The sequence below is a fragment of the Pseudomonas sp. M30-35 genome, assembly GCF_002163625.1.
Classification (GTDB): Bacteria; Pseudomonadota; Gammaproteobacteria; order Pseudomonadales; family Pseudomonadaceae; genus Aquipseudomonas.
This window is the reverse complement of the sequence record NZ_CP020892.1, coordinates 1,227,587-1,244,556: the sequence shown is the minus strand read 5'-3', so window position 1 is coordinate 1,244,556 and position 16,970 is coordinate 1,227,587. Positions and strand designations below refer to the sequence as shown.

Annotated in this window: 11 protein-coding genes, 1 tRNA gene and 1 pseudogene; 9 read left to right on the top strand and 4 right to left on the bottom strand. The window is 55.4% G+C overall.

What is annotated here, in order from left to right:
• The first annotated feature begins 114 nt into the window (after window positions 1-114).
• From uca to B9K09_RS05775, 6 genes are all read left to right on the top strand, one after another.
• A complete protein-coding gene (uca, locus tag B9K09_RS05800; protein ID WP_087515917.1) occupies window positions 115-3,738 on the top strand; it encodes an urea carboxylase in 3,624 nt (1,207 codons plus the stop codon).
• Window positions 3,739-3,802: 64 nt separating this feature from the next.
• Window positions 3,803-5,605, top strand: coding sequence for an allophanate hydrolase (gene atzF, locus B9K09_RS05795; RefSeq protein WP_087515916.1), 1,803 nt, complete (start codon window positions 3,803-3,805; stop codon window positions 5,603-5,605).
• Window positions 5,606-5,780: 175 nt separating this feature from the next.
• A complete protein-coding gene (locus B9K09_RS05790) occupies window positions 5,781-6,020 on the top strand; it encodes a cysteine-rich CWC family protein (RefSeq protein ID WP_087515915.1) in 240 nt (79 codons plus the stop codon).
• A gap of 4 nt (window positions 6,021-6,024) precedes the next feature.
• Window positions 6,025-6,717: a pseudouridine synthase gene (locus B9K09_RS05785; RefSeq protein ID WP_087515914.1), complete on the top strand. Its 693-nt coding sequence runs from the start codon at window positions 6,025-6,027 to the stop codon at window positions 6,715-6,717.
• Between the two features lie 399 nt (window positions 6,718-7,116).
• The gene (locus B9K09_RS05780) at window positions 7,117-8,004 is read left to right on the top strand and encodes an alpha/beta fold hydrolase (RefSeq protein WP_087515913.1); all 888 of its coding nucleotides are present in this window, start codon (window positions 7,117-7,119) and stop codon (window positions 8,002-8,004) included.
• Between the two features lie 141 nt (window positions 8,005-8,145).
• Window positions 8,146-8,219: transfer RNA gene (locus tag B9K09_RS05775), tRNA-Gly, on the top strand.
• Window positions 8,220-8,316: 97 nt separating this feature from the next.
• Here the strand turns inward: B9K09_RS05775 and B9K09_RS05770 are convergent.
• On the bottom strand, window positions 8,317-9,333 hold the full coding sequence (locus B9K09_RS05770) for an AraC family transcriptional regulator (protein WP_087515912.1): 1,017 nt from the start codon (window positions 9,331-9,333) through the stop codon (window positions 8,317-8,319).
• Window positions 9,334-9,474: 141 nt separating this feature from the next.
• On the opposite strand from B9K09_RS05770, the gene B9K09_RS05765 reads away from it, so the two are divergent.
• The 3 genes and pseudogenes from B9K09_RS05765 to B9K09_RS05755 form a co-directional block, all read left to right on the top strand.
• A complete protein-coding gene (locus B9K09_RS05765; protein WP_087515911.1) occupies window positions 9,475-10,371 on the top strand; it encodes a TauD/TfdA family dioxygenase in 897 nt (298 codons plus the stop codon).
• A 306-nt stretch (window positions 10,372-10,677) separates the two neighbouring features.
• The gene (locus B9K09_RS05760; protein WP_087519001.1) at window positions 10,678-11,250 is read left to right on the top strand and encodes a YdeI/OmpD-associated family protein; all 573 of its coding nucleotides are present in this window, start codon (window positions 10,678-10,680) and stop codon (window positions 11,248-11,250) included.
• Between the two features lie 223 nt (window positions 11,251-11,473).
• Window positions 11,474-11,998 (top strand): annotated as a pseudogene (locus tag B9K09_RS05755) (anti-sigma factor domain-containing protein); the annotation flags it as partial.
• A 26-nt stretch (window positions 11,999-12,024) separates the two neighbouring features.
• Here the strand turns inward: B9K09_RS05755 and B9K09_RS05750 are convergent.
• The 3 genes from B9K09_RS05750 to B9K09_RS05745 all read right to left on the bottom strand — a co-directional run bounded on the left by B9K09_RS05750 (window position 12,025) and on the right by B9K09_RS05745 (window position 16,956).
• On the bottom strand, window positions 12,025-13,308 hold the full coding sequence (locus B9K09_RS05750) for an arsenic transporter (RefSeq protein ID WP_087515909.1): 1,284 nt from the start codon (window positions 13,306-13,308) through the stop codon (window positions 12,025-12,027).
• Between the two features lie 28 nt (window positions 13,309-13,336).
• Window positions 13,337-13,477, bottom strand: coding sequence for a hypothetical protein (locus tag B9K09_RS22540; protein ID WP_157699329.1), 141 nt, complete (start codon window positions 13,475-13,477; stop codon window positions 13,337-13,339).
• 302 nt (window positions 13,478-13,779) lie between these two features.
• Entirely contained in the window at window positions 13,780-16,956 is a 3,177-nt protein-coding gene (locus B9K09_RS05745; protein WP_087515908.1) for a CusA/CzcA family heavy metal efflux RND transporter, read from the bottom strand.
• Window positions 16,957-16,970: the final 14 nt, after the last annotated feature.

The following is a 16,970-nucleotide window of genomic DNA, read 5'->3' as shown; positions in this document are numbered from 1 at the left end:
ACAAAGCCGGACTAGCGCGGCGAATAGGTTTACAGCAGACACTCAGCCACGGACGACCGTGGCGCAGCTCACCCACAGCGGGACGACCTGCTGCCCTTTCGAAGGACGTAATAGATGTTCAACAAACTACTAATCGCCAACCGTGGCGCAATTGCTTGCCGCATCCTGCGTACCTTGCGCAGCCTCGGTGTTCAAGGGGTTGCGGTGTACGCCGAAGCCGACGCCGCCAGTCTGCATATTCAACAAGCGAATGAGGCATTCAGCCTCGGCGATGGCCCCGCCGCCGACACGTACTTGCAGGTGCAGAAAATCCTTGCCACTGCACGCGAATCCGGAGCTACGGCGGTTCACCCGGGTTATGGTTTCCTCTCGGAAAACGCTGCATTTGCTGAAGCTTGCGAGGCAGCCGGTATCGCTTTTGTTGGGCCAACGCCTGAGCAGCTACGCATCTTCGGCCTCAAACACACCGCCCGTGCCCTGGCCAAAGCGCAAGGCGTGCCAATGCTTGAAGGCACCGAGCTGCTGGAAAATATCGAAGTGGCACTAAGCGCTGGCGAAAGCGTCGGTTATCCGGTGATGCTGAAAAGTACAGCCGGTGGCGGCGGCATTGGCATGCGCGTTTGCCGTAATGCCGAGGAGCTTGCGGACGCCTTTGAAACCGTCAAGCGTCTCGGCCAGAACAACTTCAGCGACGCCGGTGTATTTATCGAAAAGTACATTGAGCATGCACGCCATCTTGAAGTGCAAATCTTCGGCGACGGTCTCGGTGAAGTGCTCGCCCTCGGCGTACGTGATTGCTCGGTGCAGCGGCGCAACCAGAAAGTCATCGAAGAAACCCCGGCGCCAAACTTGCCGGACGGGATGGAAGACGAGCTTTGCGCGGCGGCCATCAAACTGGCGAAAGCAATTAATTACCGCAGTGCCGGCACTGTGGAGTTTGTCTACGATAGCCACGCCGAGCGTTTCTACTTCCTCGAAGTAAACACCCGACTGCAAGTTGAGCACGGCGTTACCGAGCAAGTGTGGGGTGTCGACCTGGTAAGCTGGATGATCGAGTTAGCCGCTGGTGAACTGGCGCCGCTCGCACAACTGCAAGCGCAGCTTAAGCCAAGCGGCCATGCCATGCAGGCTCGGGTCTATGCCGAAGACCCGGGGCGCGACTTTCAGCCAAGCCCCGGATTGCTGACAACTGTTAACTTCCCCCAAGCTGATGGCAAAGCACTGCGCATAGACACCTGGGTTGAAGCAGGCTGTGAAATTCCAGCCTATTTCGACCCCATGATCGCCAAGGTGATTTGCTGGGCAACCGACCGCGAAACCGCACGTATGAAGTTAGCGGGTGCGCTAAGCGAAACCACGTTGTATGGGGTAGAGAATAACCGCAACTATCTGCGCCAAATTCTCGCCTACGCCCCGTTTGTCGATGGTCAACCATGGACGCGCTGCCTCGAAGGCTTGCACTACCAGGCTGAAACCATTGAGGTGCTCAGTGCGGGCACGCAAACCAGCGTGCAGGATTATCCTGGCCGCCTCGGTTACTGGGCTGTTGGGGTACCGCCATCAGGACCAATGGATGATCGTGCACTGCGTCTAGGCAATCGTCTCCTGGGTAATCCACAGGGTACAGCCGCACTGGAAATCACCATGAGCGGGCCGAGCCTGCGCTTTAACACTGACGCGGTGATTGCCGTTACCGGCGCGGTCATCGTCTTACAACTTGACGGTATTGATCAGCCACTGAACACGGCAATAAAAATCAACGCTGGCAGTATCTTGAGCATTGGCAGCATCAGTGGCACTGGCGCACGTAGTTACCTATGCCTGCGTGGTGGTATTGAAGTACCTGATTATCTGGGCAGTAAAAGTACCTTCACCCTCGGCCAGTTCGGGGGCCATGGCGGCCGGGCATTACGTGCGGGAGATGTATTACACCTGGCCAAACTGACCCAGCACAACAGCGGCGAAAGCTTGCCCGCGGCCCTGTGCAGTGAGCTGCCCGCCATACGTGAACTACGTGTAATTTACGGACCACACGGCGCACCGGAATATTTCAGCGAAAACTACATCAACAGCTTTTTTAGCACCGCCTGGGAGGTTCACTTCAACTCCAGCCGCACCGGTGTGCGCCTGATCGGTCCGAAACCGCAATGGGTGCGTGACAGCGGCGGTGAAGCCGGTTTGCATCCATCGAATATTCACGACAATCCCTACGCCGTAGGCGCGGTCGACTTCACGGGCGACATGCCGGTAATTCTCGGTCCTGACGGCCCAAGCCTGGGAGGCTTTGTTTGCCCGGTGACCATTATTGAAGCCGACCTGTGGCAGCTTGGTCAGCTCAAGGCTGGCGACAAGGTTCGCTTCACTGCCGTCGATATCAACACCGCTCGGGCATTGGCGCAGTCGCGCCTTAGCGAACTCGACGCATTGAATGCGCAAACCTACGCCGCGTCCTTGAACAACGGGGAAACGCCGACCCGCCCCGCCTCACTGGTCTCTCCGGTCGTACTCGACCTTGGTCAGGACGACACTCGTCTGGTTGCACGGCTTTCCGGGGATACCCACTTGCTGCTGGAGATCGGTGCACCTGAACTGGATCTGGTCCTGCGATTCAGAGCCCATGCACTGATGCAGGCACTGGAGAATAAAGCGCTGGAGGGTGTAATCGACCTGACGCCCGGCATTCGCTCGCTGCAGGTGCACTATCAGCCAGAGACGTTGAGCCTGGATTCTTTGCTGGCGATTGTCGCCGGTGAATGGGACTCCGTTTGCGCCAGCCAAAACCTCACGGTGCCTTCGCGCATTGTTCATTTGCCGTTGTCCTGGGATGACCCGGCCTGCCAACTGGCAATCGAAAAATACATGACCACTGTGCGTAAAGATGCGCCTTGGTGCCCAAGTAATCTGGAGTTCATTCGCCGCATCAATGACCTCGAAAATCTTAATGAGGTGTACCGCACGGTATTTGAAGCCAGCTATCTGGTAATGGGCCTTGGCGATGTTTATCTCGGCGCACCGGTTGCCACACCACTCGACCCTCGCCACCGATTAGTCACCACCAAGTACAACCCGGCACGCACCTGGACCGCAGAAAATTCAGTGGGCATTGGCGGCGCCTATATGTGCGTATATGGCATGGAAGGTCCCGGGGGGTATCAGTTTGTAGGGCGCACATTGCAGATGTGGAATCGCTATCGCGAGGTTGCCGCATTTGCCGGTAAACCCTGGTTGCTAAGATTTTTCGACCAGATTCGCTTCTACCCAGTAAGCCCTGAAGAGCTTCTGCAAATCCGCCGCGACTTCCCACTCGGGCGCTTTGATTTGCGCATAGAACACAGCCAATTATCACTGGCTGACTACCAACAATTCCTGATCACCGAAGCCGACGAGATCGCTGCATTTCGCAGCCAGCAACGCAACGCCTTTGACGCCGAGCGCCAACGCTGGATCGATAGCGGCCAAGCACATTTTGACAGCGAAGAGACGCCCCCCGAACCACTCGAAGATGCGCCTTTAAGTGCGGGACAGCACGCTATCGAAAGCCATATCGCCGGCAATCTTTGGCAGGTTCAGGTCAGCGAAGGCAGCCGCGTCAATGCCGGTGATGTGCTGGTGATTCTCGAGTCGATGAAGATGGAGATCCCATTATTCGCCCCACACGACGGCATCATCAAAAGCATCAGCGTACAGCCGGGGTCTGCGATTCGAGCAGGCCAGCGAGTTGCTGTGCTCGAACAGTAATCATCGAGCCGCCAACGGCCGCAACCGGCAACTGGCGGGTTCACTCAGCATGGGAACCCTGACAATGAAACATCAATTTGATTTACGCCTCAGCGCCTTACGCAATGCCTATGCAAGCCAGACACTATCGCCGCGCCAAGTCATCACCGCCCTGCGCGAGCAAGCTGTTGCGCTCAATCCTGAATTCAATCTGTTTATCCACTTGCTCACTGACGCCGAACAAGAACCTTATCTTGCCGCGCTGGATTCCCGCTCGCCAGATGAGTTGCCGCTGTACGGTGTGCCATTTGCGATTAAAGACAATATCGACCTCGCAGACATTCCCACCACCGCTGCCTGCCCGGCGTTCGCCTATACCCCAACTCAAAGCGCTACTATTGTTGGACAGTTAATTGCCCTTGGTGCTGTACCCATGGGCAAAACCAACCTCGACCAGTTTGCCACCGGTCTCAACGGTACGCGCTCACCTTACGGCGAATGCCGCAACAGCGTGCATCCGGATTATCCGTCTGGCGGTTCCAGCGCAGGTTCATCACTGGCTGTCGCATTGGGCCTCGCCAGTTTTGCCTTAGGCACCGACACCGCAGGTTCAGGGCGCGTCCCGGCAGCGCTGAACAACCTGATAGGTCTCAAGGCCAGTAAAGGCTTGATCTCCACAGCCGGTGTTGTACCCGCCTGCCGCACGCTGGATTGCGTAACCTTTTTCACAGCCACAGCAGCGGAAGCCAGCCAATTACTGGCCCTGACCGCAACACTGGACCCCCGTGACGAATACAGCCGCGCCAATCCAATGTGGAATGCAGCCAATGCCTTCGGTACGCCACGCCCATTCCGTTTTGGCGTGCCCAAGCAGCTGGAGTTTTTAGGCTGTAGCGAAAGCCCTGCACTGTTCAGTGCCACCGTCGAGCAGCTCAAAAAATTGGGCGCAGAACCTGTCGAAATCGACTTCTCACCGTTTCTGGAAGCAGCACGCCTGCTCTATGAAGGACCGTGGGTGGCTGAACGCTACAGCGTCGCCGGAGAGCTGATCGAAGCGCAGCCAGAGGCGGTCTTGCCGGTGATCCACGCCGTGCTGGCTAAAGCGCCAGGTACCACAGCAGTCGATGCCTTTCGCTCGCAATACCGCTTGCAAGCGCTCAAGGCTATCTGCCAACCGATCATGGACAGTGTTGACTGCATTCTTACTCCAGCCTACCCACGCCCGGTGACCCTGGCTGAACTGCATGCCGAACCGGTAGCACGCAACTCGGACCTCGGCTACTACACCAACTTCATGAACATGCTCGACTATGCCGCGGTCGCCGTGCCAGCAGGCTTTATGAACAACGGTTTACCCTGGGGCGTAACCTTGTTTGGTCGCGTATTTACCGATCAATACCTGCTCAGCATCGCCAATGCCTTACAGCACCAGCACAATCTACCGCTTTGCGGTGATCGCCCTGCCGGTTGCAGCCTGCCAGCTAATCCAGCAGGCAATGACCTTGCCCGCGTCGTGGTTTGCGGCGCGCATTTGCAAGGTTTTGCGCTGAACTGGCAACTGCTCAAGCGCGGCGCGAAGTTACTTGAGGCGACCCACAGCTCGCCTGACTATCAACTCTATGCACTGGCCGGCGGGCCGCCATTTCGCCCAGGCATGGTTCGCGTAGCCGAGGGCGGCGCAGCAATTGAAGTTGAAGTCTGGGAGCTGCCAAATAGCGAGCTGGGCTCATTTCTGTGCGCAATTCCAGCGCCTCTTGGTCTTGGCAAAGTCCAGCTGGCGGATGGTCGCTGGGAAGTTGGTTTCATCTGCGAGCCGCACGGTATCGAAGGTGCGCAGAACATTACCGAACTGGGGGGCTGGCGCGCCTATATGCAAACCAAAGCCTAAACGGCGACACTTGAACTGCGCGTGATCTGCCAATAAAAATCACGCGCAGCGAATGTTCAGCCCAAGCAAGACGCTGTGCTCAAACCAATCCGGGCAAATGGTTTTACGCTATCTCCGGATGAAGCGCTTTATACTGCTGCAATCTTGCCAACTCACTAGCCCTTGATACCCAGCCATGAACAACTCAGCGAGCACTTGTCCTCTGTGCGGTCAGCTCAACCAATGCGCGCAAGCAGGTGTGGCGGCGCCAGTGAAAAGCTGTTGGTGCTTTGCTGAAAGGATTTCGCCCGAAGTATTGAAAAAAATTCCAGCCGGTATTGATCGCAGTTGTATTTGTCCGCGCTGCGCAAAAGGTTTCGATACCACTGAGGCCAACCACGCAGTGCAGCCCGCAACAACCGGCTCCCAGCAGTAAACCAATGCGTCTCGACCGAATACTCAGCAATCTGCCGAGCCTCAACCGTCAGACTGTGCGTCAGCTGATCGCCAGTGGCCGCGTGCAGGTTAATGGCGTGTGCTGCCGAGATTCGCGCTGCGATATCACGGTATTTGATCGGGTCGAACTGGATGAGCAAGTCGTCCAGACAGGCAAACCCGTACGCTATTTCATGCTTAACAAGCCGATCGGCGTGGTCAGTGCGACTGAGCATCCAGACCATCAAACAGTTATTGACCTGCTTGATGAACCGGACAAGCACGAACTGCATCTGGCGGGTCGTCTCGACCTCAACACCAGCGGCTTACTGTTAATCACCAATGACGGGCAATGGTCGCGCCGTGTGACGCAACCGGTCAGCAAGCAAGCCAAGGTTTATTGGGTATCGACTGAGCAGCCGATCGAGGCGCATTACGCTGACACCTTTGCTGAAGGCATGTACTTCAAATATGAAGACCTCACCACCCTGCCCGCCAAGCTCGAGATCGTTGCCACCTACAATGCACGGCTGTGGTTGCATGAGGGCCGGTATCATCAGGTGAAACGTATGTTCGGCCACTTTCAGAACAAAGTCATCGGCCTGCACCGCGAGCGCGTTGGCGCAATAGAACTTGACCCACAGCTAGCACCTGGCCAATACCGCGCACTCACACCCGATGAAATCGCCAGTGTTTAATCCGCCTCTGCGGCAGATCCATCAGCAGCAATTTATTAGCCACCGATAAACGGCAAACAATCGTTCAAATAAATACTTGTCAGCTTGGAAAGTGGCTGCTTAAATCGAAGCATAAGGCGAAACGTGACTGGACGGTCACAATCGCCATCTAAGCGCTCTCTTGGTTTCTTGCGTTCTGCGCAAATTGGGTTCCTGCCTGGTTACAAGACTCCCTCCTCAGCATCTAGTGCTGCGGGGCGGCAGCTCTATTTCAGCCCTTACCGATTGACAAAAAAATCCAATAAAAAATCTACGCCTGACATGTCTTTGTCACGTCCAGGCGTTTACCTATTGCCCTGCTCTAGTTCGGTTTACGCAGCTGCGTAAGCCATGATTTGGATTGCGCCAAGAGGAAACGACATGAAGCCAATTACAGCTGTCGTCGATATTCACAGGACGTTCAAGGTACACACGGAGTTCCATGCCAACCCAATGGCCCGCAAGACCATCATTTTGGTTAACGGCTCACTGGCAACCACCTCCTCATTCGCGCAAACGATTAAGTACCTGCAGCCACAGTTCAATGTGGTGCTCTACGACCAGCCCTATGCCGGGCAATCGAAAGCGCATAACAGCAATCATCAGCCGATCAGCAAAGAAGATGAGGCCAACGTACTGCTTGAGCTCATTGAACACTTTGAAGCCAACTACCTGATGTCGTTTTCGTGGGGTGGTGTCGCCGCAATGCTGGCGCTGGCCAAACGTCCTGAGCGTATCGAGAAAGCCGTGATCAGCTCCTTCTCACCGCTGCTCAACGAGCCGATGCTCGACTATTTGGAAAGAGGCCTGATCTACCTCAATGCAGTTGATCGCGACAGCATCAGCCACTTGGTCAACGACACCATTGGTAAGCATTTACCATCACTGTTCAAGCGCTACAACTACCGCCACATCAGCCGTCTGGACGAGCACGAGTACCTGCAAATGCACGCGCACATCAACCAGGTCGTGCGCATGGAAGCTCACTGCCAGATGGAGTATTTGGCGCGCATCAATGTCCCACTGCTGTTCGTCAACGGTGAAAAAGATGAATACACCACCGGACAAGACGTGCGTGTATTCGCTGATTACCTCGAAGACTGCCAGTTCGCGACCATCGAAGATGCCGGGCATTTCCTCGACATGGAGCACAAAAGCGCCTGTCAGCAAAGCAAGGCAATATTGATGAACTTCTTGCAACACACGACACAGCGCAGCAACCGCTACCACGCGCTGCCCGCAGAAGTTTCGCAAGCCATCGCAGTTTAGCGCATGAAAGCATGGGACCAAGGCAGCCCCTGAAAAGCGAAAACAACGCTTTTCAGGGGCTGCCTGTCGGTGAACGAAACAAATAGCGATCGCTGCCGCTTCAATTTCACGCCAACATCTGGTACAAAGTCACCCGCAAATGCGGGTATAGTTTAGTGGTAGAACGAAAGCTTCCCAAGCTTTAGATGAGGGTTCGATTCCCTCTACCCGCTCCAGACAAATCACAATCAGGCCTCGTCATCGACGGGGCCTCGTTGTTTCTGAGGTTTGGGAATCTGCCTGCTAGAGAAGCTGGCGAGCTTGCTCAACCGCTTACCGCTCCTTACGTTTCCACTGTCCGGGCGCGGAGCCCGTCCAGCGGCTGAATGCGCGGGAGAAACTGGCCGCTTCGGCGTAGCCCAGACGCTGGGCTATATCGTTGAGATCCAGACGTGAGTCGCTGAGCAGGCGTTCGGCCAGACGTTGTTTGATCTGCTCGTTGAGCTGCTGAAAGGAATGGCCTTCACTCGCCAGGCGGCGGTGCAAGGTACGCTCCGAGAGCCCCAGCCGCTCGGCCACCGCACGGCTGCTGAGCAAACTGGCCGAATCACGGATCAACACCTGCTGCACCAGACGTGCAGTCATGGCCTTGGCCAGACTGTGCGAAATTTCCAGGCACAGGCGCTCGCACAGTTGCTCACCCTCGCTGTGGGCGCTGATGTGTGCCTGCGGTAGCTGGAACTTCAGATCAGCATGGGAAAACAGGATGCCATTACGCGTAGCGGCAAAGCGCAGCGGGTGGGGAAAGTCACGCTGCAGGCTGCTCTGGTCTGCTGGAGCACTGGCCATCACCTCCACAGCCAGAGGCTCAATGGGCCGTTGCAGTAGTTCGCTGGCCACACCCAGACAGCCAGACAGCCCTCGTTCGATCACAAAGGCGCGGGCATCCTGAGGCAGTACGCTGGCATCAAACAGCAGCCACATACCGCGTCGATCTGGCTCGGTGTACGCCGGACACAAGGTCAACGCCAGCAACTGGAAACGACTGAAGGTGGCAAAGGCCTCGCCGAGGGTACGACTGGCAAGCATGGTGAAGCCCAACAGGCCCAGCGAGGTCAAGTGATAGCGCTGCCCCGCTACGAAACCCAACCCCGGCCGACCGGCATGCTCGATTAGATTGCGGATAACCGCCAACTCCTGCCATGCCTCGATCTGAGCATTACGTTGTTGCAGCGTCGCGCTGCTGATGGCGCTGCCGATCAAGCAAGTTGAAGCGTCGACGCCGACTGTTTGAGCTGTTTCCAATAGGTAGCGTACGCCGGTAAGCGGACGGTTCTGACGCCAATCCATCAGGTAAGTCCATGCATCAGGCGGTGCTCCAAACCTTTATCGCCATGGCAGTGATTATCATTTTTTGGCAGCTTTTATCATGGCTGAGCCTAGCACTCGCCCGGCATTCTGTAAGCACTCCAATAACAATGAGTGCGAGCCATGAGTGAATTCATTTACACCCTGCCCAGTCATAACCGCGCGGCCAGCTACCAGCACTTTCGTGTGACCCCGAGCACCGGCGCAATCGGCGCGGATATCGAGGAGATCGACCTGACCCGCCTGAGTGATGAAGGCTTCGCCGAGCTGCGACAAGCCCTGCTTGCGCACAAGGTAATCTTTATCCGCGACCAAGCCTTGAGCGTGAGTGACCTGGAGCGGGTCACCCAGCACTTCGGCGAGTTCGGTCGCGAGCCCTATGTAACCTGCATGGACGACCATCCGCATGTGGTCCACGTGGTCAAGGAGGCGACCGAGAAAACGCCCTTCGTGTTCGGCGGTGCCTGGCATACCGACTGGACCTTTCAAGAACGCCCACCCGCGTTCACCTTACTTTACGGCCATGACATCCCGCCTTACGGCGGCGATACCTGCTACGCCAACCTGGCGCTGGCCTACGAGTGGCTGTCACCGGGAATGAAGGCGCTGCTCGCCAACCTCGATGCGGTACACAGTCCGGAAATGGCGTATGGAGTCAATGCCCGGCACAACGCCCTGCTGGAAAATATGGCGATCCGTTACGGCAGCGATACATCAAGTGAAGTGCGCAGCCACCCGCTGGTAATCAGGCACCCGGAAACCGGGCAGAAAGTGCTGTACATAAACCCGGCCTACACCACCGGCATCAAGGGCCTACGCCCGGACGAAGCGCGACCGTTGCTCGACTATCTGTTCAAGCTGGCGACCACCGAGGCCTTCACCTGCCGTATGCGCTGGCGCAAGGGCAGCCTGGCGATCTGGGACAATCGCAGCACTTGGCATTTGCCGGTGGCCGACTACCACGGCATGCGTCGCGAAATGTTCCGCACCACCGTGGTCGGTGAAGTGCCAAGCCGATGATCACAATCACCATAACCAGCACCAGCACCAGCACCAGCAGCGTTGTGCCGGGACTGGCTTGCCAACCTCGGCCAGTGCAGCCATCTGTGCGCCTTTGAAAACAGGCCACGCTGTTGATTCGGCTGCATGCCGCATGCCGGATACCGTATGCCGGATCTAAGTCGAGCGCAGTCATTTACTGACGTAAAACTTCCGATCTATGACCAGGTGGGTTAAAAATAAAGGGGCCAACGACACCTCAAGCAGGTGAAACCAGTTGAATCGTGGCCTGGCCCCTATTACCTACGTTGCACGGTTGCCCAACCAATGACGCCAAAAGACTCAAGATCACAGTTCAATGCACAATTACTACGCCCTGAAGAGCCAGAAGACGGCAACGCATGGGCGTTTGTGATCCTGCCCAAAGCAGCCAGCGAAAAACTGCCGAGGCGCGGCCGGGTAACGGTAGAGGGCACCATTAACGGCCAACATTTCCAAGCGCTGCTTGAGCCCGACGGTCAAAAAAGCCATTGGCTTAAACTCGATGAAAAACTGCTAAAAAAGATTGCCGCAAGTTTTGGTGACACTGTTTGTTTCGACGTTAATGCCGTGGCGCAGGAGCCCGAGCCCCAAATCCCCCTTGATCTGAGTAAGGCCTTACAAGCCTCACCCGAAGCGCTGGCTACCTGGCAGGACACCACCACTATTGCCAGGCTTGACTGGATCCATTGGATTACATCAGCCAAACAGACGAAGACGCGCACCAAACGGACCAACGATGCATGCGACATGCTTGCAACAGGGAAGAAGAGAGTCTGTTGTTTTGATTCCTCGGGCTACTACAGCAAGGCGTTCAGTGCACCGCGTGAAGCTGAGCAGACTGACTCTGAGATCGATTAGTCAGCGAGGTTTTTCCGATCAGCCGCCCCGTAAAGAGGTAACGCTAGGGATAAACGACTCACCGCGACCGACGCCCATCTCAATTAATCACTGGGCTTGCCCTTTCAAAAAATATTTCCGCCGCACTGCATCCAATTGTCTTTCTGCCGGGTAGTACCAGTAGCAGCCCACTAAACGCTGCTCCTTTTGCCCTTATGGAGAGACTCGCATGGATGCACAAGCACCCTCGCCTGTTCTATGGCGGCGCGTGCAGCGCAGTATTAACTCAAGCCAACAACACGCATCAACAACAGGCGCCACGTCCTGGTGGAACCTGTTGCCCCTGTGGCGCAGCCTTGCCGCCACCGGTATCGCCGCAACACTGGTGCTGGCTGCCGTGTTACTGCTGCGCGGTGCACCCTTGAATGAAACGGCTTATCTGGTGGTACTGGTTGCCCCGCAAGATAAAGCCCCCGGCTGGGTTATTCAAACCAGTAACCAACAGGACATCCAGTTGATACCGCTGGGCGTGACTGAGGTGCCCCACGGCAAGGCACTTGAGTTCTGGACTAAAGGTGATGACTGGCAAGCGCCAGTTTCCTTGGGCTTGGTCAAACCCGGGCAAACACTGTCAATCTCACTCGATCAACTGCCCCCGCTGGCGCCTAATCAACTGTTTGAGCTAACCCTGGAAAACCCCACCGGCTCAGCCACTGGCAAACCAACAGGACCGGTGCAGTTTATTGGTCGTGCGGTGAAGGTTATATAAACAGCTTTTACGCCCTGACCCCGAACTCAAAAACTCAAACGTATAGCCAAGGCGCTAAGCGTGATAAGCAGGATAGGTACAGTGAGTACGATGCCCGTCTTGAAGTAATAACCCCAGCCTATCGTCATGTTCTTGCGTGCAAGAACATGCAACCACAGCAGTGTGGCGAGGCTGCCGATTGGGGTGATTTTAGGGCCGAGGTCACAGCCGATGATGTTGGCATAGATCATCGCCTGCTGAGTCACCCCGCTGACATCGGCGGCATGGATCGATAACGCCCCCACCAGTACGGTCGGCAGGTTATTCATCAGCGACGACAACAATGCAGTCAGCATGCCCGTCCCCAGAGTTGCGCCCCACACGCCGTACTCGGCAAAAACGTTGAGTAATTGCGCGATATGGTCAGTCAGCCCGGCGTTTTTCAGGCCGTAGACCACCAAATACATGCCCAGCGAAAACACCACGATTTGCCACGGCGCCTCCTTGAGCACTTTACGGGTTGAGATCACATGCCCGCGAGCGGCGATCAGATAAAGCACAAAAGCAGCCACGGCGGCGATCGCACTGATCGGCACGCCTAATGGCTCAAGCACAAACAAGCCCATCAGCAGCAGCGCCAGCACCCACCATCCGGCGATAAAGGTCGCCCGGTCACGAATCGCCTCAACGGCAGGCTTGATATCAGCCAGGTCATAGCCAGCGGGTAAATCCTTACGGAAAAACCACATCAGCATGCCCAGCGTGGCCGCAATACTGACCATATTGACCGGCACCATGACCGACGCATACTCGCTGAAACTGATACCGAAATAATCAGCGGTAACGATATTCACCAAGTTCGATATCACCAACGGCAAGCTGGCGGTATCGGCAATAAAGCCAGCGCCCATTACGAATGCCAGCGTTGCCGCCGCTGAAAACCGCAACGCCAAGAGCATGGCAATAACGATCGGGGTGAGGATCAGGGCGGCACCGTCATTGGCAAACAGCGCAGAAACCACAGCGCCCAGCAAAATAATAAACGCATAGAGCCTGCGACTACTGCCCCCTCCCCACCTGGCCACATGCAGCGCCGCCCACTCGAAAAGCCCAGCTTCATCAAGCAATAAACTGATGATAATAATCGCGATAAACGCCCCCGTGGCGTTCCATACGATCTGCCAGACAGTCGGGATATCAGCGAAACCAATCACCCCGAAGAGCAGTGCCAGGACGGCGCCAAAGCTGGCACTCCAGCCAACCCCAAGGCCTTTTGGCTGCCAGATAACCAAGGTGATGGTAATGATGAATATCGACAGCGCGATCAGCATGCAGGTCACTCAATTGGATAAAGATTGATCAGTCGCACATCGACTGGCTGGGTGGACGACTGTTGATTTCACGCAGGCGACAAGTATCGCCTTCAAGCCATTGCTGATTAGTTTCAACAACCGTTGAATAAGCCAAACCGGAAACTCGGAATGTAGGCAGCAGAGCCATGCGCGAGTATGTACTCAAGCCACTTGGTGGGCGTGGACGTCTGCACCATGATCACTGCGAATGGATGCGGTGTTCTTCATATACGAAAATCAAATATATAGAAAACCAATATCCTGCAAAACAGATATTTGCAAGCGGCAGTCACACCAGGCTCATGCCAGATTGGCTATGCCCCGCTGCAAACATAACGGAGGGGCTCGGCTTGGCTGAGCCACCGAGACAGGCACTGGCATTGCACTCATGCCTGGACGGCCGCGAGGTTGTCGCTATCGACAACCTCAACGGTTCATATTGAGTTGAAATCAGACCGATGCAATTGCGCCATCGCTCTGAGCGGGCAAGTCATCCTCCTCACGTCGATGCGCCAACTGATAAAGAGCCGGCAGCACCAGTAGTGTCAATATCGTTGAGGACAGAATCCCTCCGATAACGACCGTCGCCAGAGGTCGCTGCACTTCAGCACCGGTGCCAGTGGCCAATGCCATCGGGATGAAACCCAGCGATGCAACCAACGCCGTCATCAACACCGGTCGCAGGCGGGTAATCGCGCCTTGGTTGATCGCCTCACTCAATGACATCCCATTTTCACGCAGGTTGCGAATAAACGAGATCATCACCAGACCGTTCAACACCGCTACCCCTGAAAGTGCAATAAACCCGACTCCTCCAGAAATCGACAACGGTATATCGCGAAGCCACAGGGCAAATACCCCACCAGTGAGTGCAAAAGGAATTCCGGTAAAGACCAACAAGCCATCCTTGAGGCTGTTGAACATCATAAACAGTAACCCCAACACCAAAAACAGCGACAACGGCACGACGATTTGCAAACGCTTGGCAGCTGATTGCAGTTGTTCAAACTGGCCTCCCCAGAGAGTCCAGTAACCTGCAGGAATTGTAACTTCGGCTTCGATTCGATCTGCGGCATCTTCGACAAAGGAGCCGATATCGCGCCCGCGAACGTTGGCGCTGACCACTACCAGGCGCTTGCCGTTTTCACGACTGACTTGATTCGGTCCCAATACAAGGTCCAATGAAGCAACTTCAGAGAGCGAGATAAACGCAATCGCATCACTGGTACTACTGGCTGTTGCGGGCACAGGAATCAGTAGTCGAGACAAACCTTCAATATCGGAACGCAACTTGTCTGACAAACGCACCACTATGTCAAAACGGCGGTCACCGTCATATAAGGTACCGGCCTTGCGCCCTCCTACAGCAACCGCAATGGTTTCTTGCACATCACCTACATTCAGCCCATAACGCGCAGCTTTATCGCGGTCGATATTGATCGTCAGTACCGGTAAACCTGTGGTCTGCTCGACCTTCACTTCGGAAGCGCCTTGTACCTTGCCTAGTGACTCGGCAATTTCAGCCGCAGTACTGTTCAGCACATCCATGTCGTCACCAAACACCTTTACTGCGACGTCACTGCGCACACCTGAAATCAACTCGTTAAAACGCAATTGAATGGGTTGTGACAGCTCATAGTTACTGCCCGGAACAATCGCACTGGCCTGCTGCAACTCAGCAATTAATTGCTCACGCGGCTTGTTCGGGTCTGGCCATTCGGACTTGGGTTTAAGCATCACATAGCTGTCGGAAATGTTTGGCGGCATTGGATCAGAGGCGATCTCTGCAGTACCCGTTCGACCGAACACCCGCTGCACTTCAGGAACCTTTTCGATTATTACTTTCTCGAGTCGCTGCTGCATTTCAACCGACTGGGTGAGACTGGTGCCAGGAACGCGTAATGCTTGGAGCGCAAAATCACCTTCACTCAGACTCGGCACAAACTCACTGCCCATGCGACTGGCAACCAATCCCGACAACACAACCAAACCCAGCGCTGCAGCAAATGCTTTATTGCGATGTCGCATGACCCAAGCCAAAACCGGCTCATAACCCAGTCGCGCAGCCCGCATGACAGCATTCTCTTTCTCTTGGACTTTACCTGTAATAAACATCGCAATTGCAGCCGGCACAAATGTGACCGAAAGGATCATCGCACCCAACAAAGCGATCACAACCGTGAAGGCCATCGGATGAAACATTTTCCCCTCGACACCGGTCAGGGCGAAAATCGGCAAATACACAACCATGATGATCAGTTGACCGAAGATCAACGCTCGACGTGCTTCTTTAGAAGCCGCAAAGACCTCATGCAGTCGTTCAGAGCGGGTCAATATGCGCCCATGATGTTGCTGGGCATGGGCTAAACGCCGTATTGCGTTCTCCACAATGACCACCGCGCCATCAACAATAATGCCGAAGTCGAGCGCGCCCAAACTCATCAGGTTTGCGCTAACGTTGTTGCTGAACATGCCGGTAAAGGTAAACAACATAGACAGCGGAATGACTGCTGCAACAATCAACGCAGCCCGGATATTGCCGAGGAACAGGAACAAAATCACGATAACCAGAATCGCGCCTTCGATCAGGTTGGTTTTCACCGTAGCAATGGCTTTATCCACAAGTGTGGTGCGGTCATAGACCGTCACCGCCACCACGCCTGCAGGCAACGAGCGGTTAATATCCTTAAGCTTTGTGGCAACCGCTAGGGAAACACTCCGGCTATTCTCGCCAATCAACATAAACACAGTACCGAGCACGACTTCGCGACCATTTTCAGTCGCTGCGCCCGTACGCAGCTCACGGCCGATATCAACATCAGCCACATTACTGACACGAATCGGTGTGCCATCGACATTCGCAATGACGATGTTGGCAATATCCGCAATACTCGCCACCTGCCCTGGCGCGCGGATTATCAGTTGCTCGCCGTTACGCTCAATGTAGCCAGCACCAACGTTGGCATTGTTACTTTCAAGGGCGCTAACCAGATCCGCCAGCGTCAGCTTATAGGCAGCTAAGCGCTTGAGGTCCGGTGCAACCTGAAACTCCTTAGCAAAGCCACCAATGGTGTTGATTTCCGCTACGCCTGGCACATTGCGTAGCTGCGGTTTGATAATCCAGTCTTGGATTACCCGCAGGTCGGTCGGGGTATACGCAGTGCCATCCTCTTTTAACGCACCCGGCTCGGCCTCAACCGTCCACAGGAAAATTTCACCCAAGCCCGTGGAGATCGGCCCCATCATTGCCTCAGTGCCATCGGGCAATTGCTCGCGGGCAATCTGCAAGCGCTCATTGACCAACTGGCGGGCAAAAAACAAGTCCGTGCCGTCTTCAAAAATTGCGGTGACCTGCGACAGCCCAGAACGTGAAAGAGAACGGGTTTGTACCAGATCCGGCAACCCGGCCATCGCAGTTTCAATTGGAAAAGTTATTCGTTGCTCGGTTTCCAGAGGGCTAAACCCAGCCGCAGCTGTATTGATTTGCACCTGCACATTTGTAATATCGGGAACGGCATCAATCGGCAGTTTCTGATAGCTTGCGATTCCCACACCGGCCATAGCCAGCACCGCAAACAGCACGACAATGCGCTGTTCGATAGCGAATTGAATAATGCGCTCAAACATATTTAGCTTCTCGT